Origin of the sequence: Flavobacterium sp. LAR06, assembly GCF_041946075.1 — a bacterium.
Classification (GTDB): domain Bacteria; phylum Bacteroidota; class Bacteroidia; order Flavobacteriales; family Flavobacteriaceae; genus Flavobacterium.
The window spans coordinates 269,339-281,090 of the sequence record NZ_JAUTYT010000008.1; the positions used below are offsets into that span (position 1 = coordinate 269,339).

Annotated in this window: 1 protein-coding gene; it reads right to left on the reverse strand. The window is 38.5% G+C overall.

Going from position 1 to position 11,752, the window contains the following annotated elements; translation table 11 throughout:
- Window positions 1-28 precede the first annotated feature (28 nt).
- A complete protein-coding gene (locus Q7C23_RS13890) occupies window positions 29-11,737 on the reverse strand; it encodes a gliding motility-associated C-terminal domain-containing protein (protein ID WP_375033090.1) in 11,709 nt (3,902 codons plus the stop codon).
- Window positions 11,738-11,752 lie beyond the last annotated feature (15 nt).

The window sequence follows — 11,752 nt, forward strand, 5'->3', positions numbered from 1 at the left end:
TAATTAATTAGATGATTAATATAGCTGCTTATCTCATTATAGATAACCATCCTTTTTTAACCGTTCCGTTTCCAATGTCTATCACATAAAAATAAGTACCTGTAGGCAACATATCTCCTCTATTTATAACTCCAGATACATTGGCAGTACCGTTCCAATCATTTTCATAATGTTGTTTACTGTATACTAATGCACCATATCTATTATAAACTTTTAACTCATTGTTTGGATACGATTCAATACAGTCAATTCTGAAAAGATCATTTGTTCCGTCATTATTCGGAGTAAACTCGTTATAAACTGTTAAACAAACAGGCTCAACAGAAGCTGAAGCAGTATTGTTTGTTGCATCAACATCTAAAGGAGTTGAAATTTCAATAGTTGCAACATTTAAGTAATCACCTCCAGGTAAAACTTCCGCAACGATCGTAAGTGTTACACTTTGACCAGCATTTAGTGTTGGAATTGTCCAAAGTGTCGTTGTCTGATCATAGGTACCGACGCTTGCATTTGCGCTTACGAAATCATAACCACTAGGTAATAAATCGCTTACAACAGTATTTATAAAATTGCCTTCACCAACGTTGTTCACTGTTACAGTAAAGGTCACCTGCTCACCAAAATTTGGTTTAGGATTATTAACTGTATTCGTAATTGTTAAATCAGAACATGTAGCTACAACAACATTCAAAGATTTAGTTGTAGTTTCATCACAGTTATTGGTATAAGTTACTGTTACAGTACCAGGGCCTACATCAGACCATGAAATAGTTGCTGAACCATCTGCAGTACCTCCGCCAGAAGTAATTGTTCCGTTTGAAACTGACCATACATAATTGGATTTTCCATTCGCAATTGAATATGTAACATCTTGGAAAACACAAGGTGTATCATCAGTAGTTGCTAATTGTACCAAAGCATCATTTTCGAAATTAATTGTTATTGCAAGTCTTGTGGCACTAGCACAACCATTTGTTGTATTATTAAGAGCAGCGGCATAATATGTTCCAGCCGTAAGCTGTGTATTTGCTGCCAAAGGTGTACCGCCCGTTGCTGAAGAATACCAAACTACATTTGTTTCATTTACTAATATATCAACAAGTGTTGGCAATTTAGATAAACAGAATGTTTGTGTAGTTCTTGGTGTAGTTACGACACCAGGGGTACTAACATCTACTACAACTGCTAATCTTACTGGATTTTCACAGCCTACTGTACTTGACACAGCACCGTAATAAGTTCCGTCGACCAATGCTGTTGTTGCTGGCAACGCAGTTCCACCAATTGCTGTACTATACCAAATTACATTTGCTTCATTCACCTGAATATCAGCAACTGTTGGTGTATTTAATGTACAGAAGTTTTGAGTGGCAGAATTTGTAGTTGGCGTAGCTGCAGGGTTTACAATAGTTACTGTTACCTGTAAGCGAGTTGCACTTTTACATCCCGTTATTGCATCTGTAATTTCTCCAAAATAGATACCTGATGTTAATGGTGTAGTTGTTGGAATTGGTGTTCCGCCAATAGCGCTACTAAACCAAACAACATTACTTTCGTTTACCTGAATATTAGCAAACGTTGGAGCAATATTTATACAAAAGCTCTGAGCTACATTATCAGTTGTCGGAGTATTTGAACTTCCAACAGTAACTGTTACTTTTAGTCTTATAGTACTTTCACAACCTGTAGTTGCGTCTTTTATAGCTGCATAATAATCTCCATTTACTAAAGCTGTAGTTGAAGCAATTGCTATTCCGCCAGTTAAAGCTGTATACCAAACGACATTACTTTCGTTTACCTGAATATCTGCAACAGTTGGATTATTTTCAGAACAGAAAGCCTGAACAAGAGCCGTTGTTGTTGGTGTACCCGGATCTGTAACGCTAATCGTCACTGATAATCTTGCAGCACTTTCACATCCTGTTGTTGGATCTTTGATCACTGCAAAATAGGTTCCGCTTGTTAATGTATTTGTTGATGGAATAACTGTTCCACCTGTTAAAGCTGTGTACCAAACTATATTTGCTTCATTCAACTGAATACTTGCAAAGGTTGGTGCATCAGCCAAACAGAAGTTTTGCGTACCAGCCGTTACTAAAGTTGGTGTACCAGGATCCGTTACACTAATTGTTACTGATAATCTTGCAGCGCTTTCACATCCTGTTGTTGGATCTTTGATCACTGCAAAATAGGTTCCACTTGTTAGCGTATTCGTTACTGGAATAACAGTTCCACCGGTTAAAGCTGTATACCAAACAATATTAGCTTCATTCAATTGAATACTTGCAAAAGTTGGTGCATCGGCCAGACAGAAGTTTTGAGTTCCTGCCGATACCAAAGTTGGTGTACCCGGATCTGTAACGCTAATAGTCACTGATAATCTTGCAGCACTTTCACATCCTGTTGTTGGATCTTTGATCACTGCAAAATAGGTTCCGCTTGTTAGTGCATTAGTTGATGGAATAACAGTTCCACCTGTTAAAGCTGTGTACCAAACTATATTTGCTTCATTCAATTGAACACTTGCAAATGTTGGTGCATCGGCCAAGCAGAAGTTTTGCGTTCCAGCCGTTACCAAAGTTGGTGTGCCTGGATCCGTAACACTAATCGTTACTGATAATCTTGCAGCACTTTCACATCCTGTTGTTGGATCTTTGATCACTGCAAAATAAGTTCCGCTTGTTAGTGTATTAGTCGATGGAATAACTGTTCCACCGGTTAAAGCTGTGTACCAAACTATATTTGCTTCATTCAATTGAATACTTGCAAATGTTGGTGCATCGGCCAAACAGAAGTTTTGTGTACCAGCCGTTACCAAAGTTGGTGTACCTGGATCCGTAACACTAATCGTTACTGCTAATCTTACAGCACTTTCACATCCTGTTGTTGGATCTTTGATCACTGCAAAATAAGTTCCGCTTGTTAGTGTATTAGTTGATGGAATAACTGTTCCACCGGTTAAAGCTGTGTACCAAACGATGTTTGTTTCATTCAACTGAATACTTGCAAAGGTTGGTGCATCGGCCAAACAGAAGTTTTGTGTACCAGCCGTTACCAAAGTTGGTGTACCTGGATCCGTAACACTAATTGTTACTGATAATCTTGCAGCGCTTTCACATCCTGTTGTTGGATCTTTAATCACGGCAAAATAGGTTCCACTTGTTAGTGTATTAGTCGATGGAATAACTGTTCCACCTGTTAAAGCTGTGTACCAAACTATATTTGCTTCATTCAATTGAATACTTGCAAATATTGGTGCATCTATAGAGCAGAAACTTTGTGTTCCAGCCGTTACCAAAGTTGGTGTACCTGGATCAGTTACGTTAATCGTTACTGATAATCTTGCAGCACTTTCACATCCTGTTATTGGATCTTTGATCACTGCAAAATAGGTTCCGCTTGTTAATGTATTTGTTGATGGAATAACTGTTCCACCAGTTAAATTTGTATACCAAACTATATTTGCTTCATTCAATTGAATACTTGCAAATGTTGGTGCATCGGCCAAACAGAAGTTTTGCGTTCCTGCCGTTACTAATGTTGGTGTACCAGGATCTGTTACGTTAATCGTTACTGATAATCTTGCAGCGCTTTCACATCCTGTTGTGGGATCTTTGATCACTGCAAAATAAACCCCACTTGTCAATGTCGTTGTTGCCGGAATTAAAGTTCCGCCGCTTAAAGAATCATACCAAACTATATTGGTCTCATTCAACTGAACACTTGCAAAGGTTGGTGCATCTGCCAAACAGAAGTTTTGTGTGCCAGCTGTTACTAAAGTTGGTGTACCTGGATCAGTTACACTAATAGTAATAGCCAATCTAACATTACTTTCGCAAGTCGTTATCGGATCTTTTATTGCAGCAAAATAAGTTCCGCTTGTAAGTGTATTTGTTGATGGAATAAGTGTTCCACCAGTTAATGAAGTATACCAAACTATATTTGTCGCTGGACTAACATTAATACTTGCAAAAGTAGGAGCACTTGATAAACAGAATTCCTGAGCGGTATCTGCAATTACTGGTGTTCCTGGATCAGTCACACTAATATTTATAGCCAACCTAACAGTACTTTCACAAGTTGTTGTTGGATCTTTTATGGCTGCGTAATATGTTCCACTTGTCAATGCTGCTGTCGATGGAATTAAACTTCCACCATTAAGCGCGGTGTACCAAATAATATTTGTTGCCGGGCTAACATCGATACTGGCAAATGTTGGATCATTTACCACACAGAATTCCTGAGTCGTTCTATTGATTATCGGAGTTCCAGGATCAGTTACACTAATTGCAATAGCCAATCTCACATTGCTTTCACAAGTTGTTGTTGGATCTTTTATGGCTGCGTAATATGTTCCGCTTGTCAAGATTGTTGTTGATGGAATTACTGTTCCACCTACCAAAGCTGTATACCAAACGATATTCGCCGCTACTGCCGGACTTACATTTACACTTGCAAATGTCGGTGCATTTACCAAACAGAATTCCTGGGCTGTATCTGTAATAACTGGTGTGCCAGGATCAGTTACACTAATTGTAATAGCCAATCTAACATTACTTTCGCAAGTTGTTGTTGGATCTTTTATGGCTGCGTAATACGTTCCTGAGGTTAGTGTTGCTGTTGCCGGAATTAAACTTCCACCTGTTAAAGCTGTATACCAAACAATATTTGTTGCCGGGCTAACATCGATACTTGCAAATGTTGGCGCATTTACCAAACAGAATTCCTGAGCAGTATCTGCAATTACTGGTGTTCCTGGATCAGTCACACTAATATTAATAGCCAACCTAACAGTACTTTCGCAAGTAGTTATCGGATCTTTTATTGCAGCATAATATGTTCCTGATGTTAATATTGCTGTTGATGCAATTAGGTTTCCACCATTTAACGCATCATCATACCAAACAATATTTGTTGCTGGACTCACATCAATACTTGCAAAAGTAGGAGCATCTACCAAACAGAATTCCTGAGTCGTATCTGTAATAATTGGTATACCTGGATCAGTTACCGTTACTGTAACTAATAATCGGCCTGAACTTTCACAACCAGTAATAGGATCTAAAATTCCTGCATAATAAGGACCATTAGCCAAGGCTGTTGTTGTTGCCAATGCCGTCCCTCCAGTTGGTATACTATACCACACCACATTTGCTTCATTTACCTGAAGATTAGCAACTGTTGGATTACTAACCTGACAGAAATCCTGAGTTGAGTCAGTAGTCGTTGGTGTTTCCGGATCATTAACTGTTACGGTAACTAATTTAAGTTCACCGTTTTTATTCTGACATGTATTATCACTTGTAACTGCTACATAATAAGCCATCGGGCTCATAGCAGTGGTTAATCCTGAAGCCGTTAAAACTCCGGTACTACTAACTGTATAACTTACTCCACCAATTACACCAGTAAAGATAGGCTGAGTTTTATTAGCATCTAAATACCAGAAGAATACAGGATTTGCTAAGCTACTTGTTGGTGTCAATGTCGCAACCGTGTCATGACAAATAGAAGCGTTATCTACAACAACATCAGTTTCAAGTGAAGTTGGCAAAATAGTGAATGTTACAGGTGTTCTGTCTGCGGGCGCAGTTTCGCAATATTCTGTAGCACTAACTCCAACATAGTACGTATAAATGCCTGGAGCTAAACCGGTCAATACCAATTTTGCTGTTACTTCGCTAAGGGCTGTTTGAGTGGTACCATCAAAACTATACCAGTGATAAACCGGATTTGTAAGTACCGGCGTCGCATTCAAAATTGCATCCAATGTAACTGTACCGCTTTCACTACAAATTATAGTATTATTTCCTCCATTAATTGTCACATTTGCAATTGCAGTTGAAGGAGTTGTTGCTCTCACTACTACTGTAACCTCGCCTCTTTCCAAAGCAGGACAACCGTAACGAATTGGCTGAACATAATATTTATAAGTACCTGCAGCTAATGTAGCAGGAAGTGTAAACGTTTGACCACTAGCAACCTGATTTCCTCCTGTTGGGGAATCATACCAGATATAATCAGTACAAGCTTTTGTTGCAACTTCGAGACTTAACTCTTGTCCGGGACAGACCGTGATTTTATTATCCAGGTCACTGCCAATAACTTTAGTATTAGTTACACGATCAATAGTGTGAACTCTAAGCTGATCTAATACAGAAGCTGTACCTCCAAAACTAATCACAACTTTGTCATATGGCTGCGTTTGTGGTGAAATAATTGTCATTGCCATTGTGTCACCAGAAAGTAGTTTCAATGTCAATAAATTATTATCACTTTCTATTGGCGCACCAACTGCTATATTTCCAGAATAAAGCTGAATAGTGAATCCCTCCAATAAACCAACTGTTAAAAGTGTGCCAGGTTTTGAAATTGTAATTCTTAAACTATCTCCAACCATAGAAGGTGTTCTAAAAGTTGCAGTTAATTCAGCTGCGGCAAGAATTCCTGTTCCAGTAAACATTGTTGCATAAGTAGCAACGTCACCATCGGCCACATTAAATGGATTAGATACACCTACTGTAGATGTTAATGCTCCAATTCCTAAATCTCTTACACCTGAGAAAACATCTTCTATATCACCTTGCCCACAAGCAATCTGTGTTACTTGTTTTTTATAATAAGCATCATAAACATTTACATTTTGTGCCACACTTAGAACAGATCCAAGTTGTACTCTAATACCATCATAATCCTGAGGACCAGAACCATCAGAAGGAACAAATGTATATTCAAATGAATTTTGACCTGGTAATAAGTTTAATAATGATCCTGATACAGATTGTAAAACTCCAATGTCAACAGGATTATTAGATACATCTCGTTTAGTACCTATAACTGTAATATTTTGCCCTACCGCAAGCACACTATTTTCTAAACCTAATTTAACGGTTACCGGAGTCCCCTTAGTAATTGTAGCAGGCCATTGCAGATTTTGCCAAGTAGTTCCAATACCCAAAAGGCCTAGACCTGTTGTTATTGTAGAGTAAGTACTTGGATCACCATCAGCTCCTAAAGTTCCATTTGTTACTACTCCTGTAACAATTGAATCTGATGATTGAGAATTAGCGTATACTCTTTCTAGTAAAGAATCGCAATCAACCGGATCAATAACACTAATTGTTACTGTTTGACTGGTAGTACATGTCCCCAAAGTTGCTATTACCGTGTAGTTAAAAATACCAACTGTATTAAGAACTCCTAAATTTGCTGATACAGGATCACCTTGCTGATTGTACCAGGCAATTGTTCCGTTTGATGAAGCGGTTAAAGTAACCGGAGATCCTTTAAGTACAGCAATTGAATTTGTTACCCCAGTTAATGTTGGTAACGGATTTACTGTTACAACAACGGGCAATTTAACAGATGGACAAGCAGAACCGGTTGTCTGAGCCTGAATAAAATAAGTGCCGTCTGCAGTAATATTTGCCGCAGCTTGCTCTGTCATTATTGTTGTTCCGTCTGTATTAAAGAAAGTGTAAGTTGTGTTTCCTGATGTATCAAAATTTGAAATAGCATCTCTCAAGTTTGCTTTACCGCAAGCGGCATAAGGATTTGTTATTGATAAAGCTGAACCAGTAGGATAATTTACTATTACTTCTTTTAAAGTATTATCTGCATTCTCACAATTACCTTCATTAACTACTGAAACATAGTAAGTATATGGAGCATTTGCAGCAATAAGCCCGCTAATAGTTAAAGCACCTGTTGTAGCATCTTTACTATAAGTTACTCCGTCTATAGTCCCTGTAGTAATTTCTTGTGTTTTATTTTGAGTTGTATAATATTTAAATTTTGCTCCCGCCAAAGCAGATGTTGGAGCCAACGTTATACCACCGGCACAAGATGCTGTCTGAGGACTTGCAATGTTTATATCTGTCTCTAAAGGAACAGGTAATACTGTAATTGTAACAGGCTGACGAAAACTACTAACACATCCAAGGCGTGATGATTCTAAATAATAAGTCGTTGTATTTAGCAATGGACCAGTCGGATTAACAGCTACTACGTTTCCACCTGTTGGAGCATCATACCAGGTAAAGGTTTCTGATCCTGTAGAAGACGCTGATAATGTCGCGGTGCCGTTTACACAAATTGGTGTGGCTGCCCCAGTTATTGTAGGATTTGGAAATCTATAAGAAGCTCCATAAATATCCAAGCTTGACAATGCGGTGAGCAATCCATTTAATTGAATCTTAATACTTGTGAAATCGCCTGCCGCAATAAAACTTGCTCTAAAACGATTTCCTGATAATAACTGAACATTTAAGAGATTATTAATAGTATTTAGATCACTATTTGGTGTACCTAAATTAAAACTTTGCAAGCTGATGTTAGAAAGCAGACTAATATCAAGTAACCCAACAGGAATTCCTAATTCGACATCTATAATATCTCCTGCCTTACCTGCTGTTGTAAAGGTTAATTCTTGTTGAATATAATCCCCTAGTAAACCAAGAGGTATTGAAAGTGTAGCAGCTGTATTATTCAACCCATCTACAGAATTGCCTGGTAAATTAGAGCTACAAGTTAAACAGTTTGTTGTACCTCCTTGGGTTGTTATCTGTGAAGTAGCAGCTAAACAAGGACTAACATTAGTGATAACTATAACATTAATTACAGCTCTATTACTACTCGTACAATTCGAGGACAAATCAGTCGCCTCAACATAAAACGTTTTATTTGCAGTTAAAGCCGGAGTTGGCGTATAGGTACTACTATTTGATTGTACAAGATTTCCGAGAGCATCATACCAATTATATTCAAAACCTGCATTATTTATTACTGCCAGGGTCACAATCTGACCTGACTGAATTACTACACTTGAAGATACAGGAACTGGTGCTGCAGGTAGAGGATTTACATTCACTGTTACTGGTGTACGTGTTGTACTAGAACAGCTTCCAATTACAGCCTCAACATGATAAGTTGTAGAAGCTGATAAAGATGGTGTTGTGTAAGATGTACCTGTAAATAATAAGTTTCCAGCAGTGGCAGCATCATACCAATTATAAGTGGTACCAACAACTGGCGATTGTACAACTATTGTAGTCGTTCCTCCACTACATACATTTAAGGGCGTAGCAACAACTGTCGCTGGTGCCACAGGATTACTTACTGTAATAGTAACCGGATTTCTTTCACTATTCACACAACCATTACGAATAAGTTCAACATAATAAGTAGTATTCGCTGTTAAGACAGGTGTTGTATATGAAGCTGTACTGGACAATAAAGTTCCTGCTGTTGCAGCATCATACCATCTGATTGTTTCACCTGCGTCTAAAGAAGCTGTCAGAGTGGTTGTTCCATTACAAATAGTTTTGTTCCCAGAAATTGCAGGTGCTTTATATCTGTAAGTGGCCTGATAAATATCTAAACTTGTTAAAGCCGTTACCACGCCTCCCAGTCTAATTTCGACACGATCAAAATTAGCTCCGGCAACAATACTGGCTTTAAAACGATTTCCTGACAGTAATTGTAAAGTAACCAAAGGGTTATTAATAAAAATTCTATCATTGTTGTACGTTGCTCCGTTATAAGTTGCCAGACTAACAGCGCCTAATAATGCAACATCGGCAATACCACCTGGCAATTCCAATTCAACATCTACAATATCTCCTGCTTTTCCAGGATTATTAAATTGTAAGGTTTGCTGAATCCATCCGTTTAGTAAACCTACCGGAAGAGTCAGTCTGGCTGCTGTAGCGATATTTCCGTCTACAGAATTATTTGGTGTTGTAGAAGAACAAAGCAAACACAATCCGTTTTGAGTTGTTTGTTGGCTATTCCCTTCTAAACAAGTTCCTAATGGAGCTACTAAAACTGTAACTGTAACAGGTACTCTTGTGGTACTTACGCAGCCACCAACAGTATTACGTGATTCAACATAATAGGTTTTAGTTGCAGTTAAAATAGGAGTTGTAAAAGTATTAGAAGCTCCTAACAATTTTGTTCCTCCCGTTGGCACATCGTACCAGTCCAAGACAACATTTGCTTCAGTAGTAGAAGCAGTTAAAGTAGCATTTTGTCCCGATACTATTGATACACTTTGTGTCAGTACTGTTGCAGGTGCAGGAACTGGCGTTGAAGTAACAGCAACTGTAGTTCGGGTTGCTGAATTACATGCTCCAATTGATGCCTCCACATAAAAATTAGTAACACCTGTTGGTACAGTTGGTGTATAAGTAGTGCCGGTTGCTAAAGCTACACCTCCAGTTGAAGCACTAAACCAGGAATAAGTTGTTCCGGCTACCGGATTTGCAACTGATAATGTAGTGGCCTGAGTTGGTCCCGTAGAACAAATCGTCGTACCAGTACTACTAATAGTTGGTAATACAGGATCGGTGATTGTTATAGCAACAGGGTTTCTTTCACTATTTACACAACCATTACGCGTAATTTCAACATAATAAGTTGTATCAGCTATTAAGACAGATGTTGTATATGAAGCTGTACTGGACAATAAAGTTCCTGCTGTTGCAGCATCATACCATCTGATTGTTTCACCTGCATCCAATGTTGCTGTCAAAGCAGTTGTTGTTCCACTACAAATAGTCTTATTTCCAGAAATTACAGGTACTTTATATCTGTACGTTGCCTGATAAATATCTAAACTAGTTAAAGCCGCAACCACACCACCTAGCCTAATTTCAACACGATCAAAATTGGCTCCGGCAACTATACTGGCTTTAAAGCGATTTCCTGATAGTAATTGCAAAGTAACCAAAGGGTTATTAGTAAAAATTCTATCATTATTGTATGTTGCTCCGTTATATGTTGCCAAACTAACAGCTCCTAACAATGAAACATCGGCAATACCTCCTGGTAATGCCAATTCAACATCTACAATATCTCCTGCTTTGCCAGGATTATTGAATTGTAAGGTTTGCTGAATCCATCCGTTTAATAAACCTACCGGAAGAGTAAGTCTGGCTGCCGTGGCAATATTTCCGTCTACAGAATTGTTTGGTGTTGTAGAAGAACATAGTAAACACAATCCGTTTTGGGTTGTTTGCTGACTATTGGCTTCTAAACAAGTTCCTAATGGAGCTACTAAAACTGTCACTGTTACAGGTACTCTGGTGGCGCTTACACAACCTCCAGCAATATTGCGTGATTCAACATAATAAGTTTTAGTTGCAGTTAAAGCTGGAGTTGTAAAAGTATTCGAACTTTCTAATAGTCTCGTTCCTCCTGTAGGGACATCATACCAGTCCAAAACAACATTTGCTTCACTGGTTGAAGCATTTAAAGTCGCATTTTGACCCGATAATATCGATACACTTTGTGTCAGTACCGATGCTAGTGCAGGAACTGGCGTTGAAGTAACAGGAACCGCAGTTCGGGTTGCTGAACTACATGCTCCAATTGAAGCCTCTACATAAAAAGTGGTAACACCTGTTGGTACAGTTGGTGTATAAGTAGTTCCAGTTGCTAACGCTACACCTCCTGTTTGTACATCATACCAGGAATAGGTTGTTCCGGCTACCGGATTTGAAACTGACAATGTAGTGGCCTGAGTTGGTCCTGAAGAGCAAATCGTCGTACCGACACTACTAATAGTTGGTAATACGGGGTCAGTAATAGTTATAACAACAGGATTTCTTTCACTATTTACACAACCATTACGGGTAATTTCAACATAATAAGTAGTATTAGCTGTTAAGACAGGAGTTGTATATGAAGCTGTACTGGACAATAAAGTTCCTGCTGTTGCAGCATCATACCATCTGATTGTTTCACCTGCATC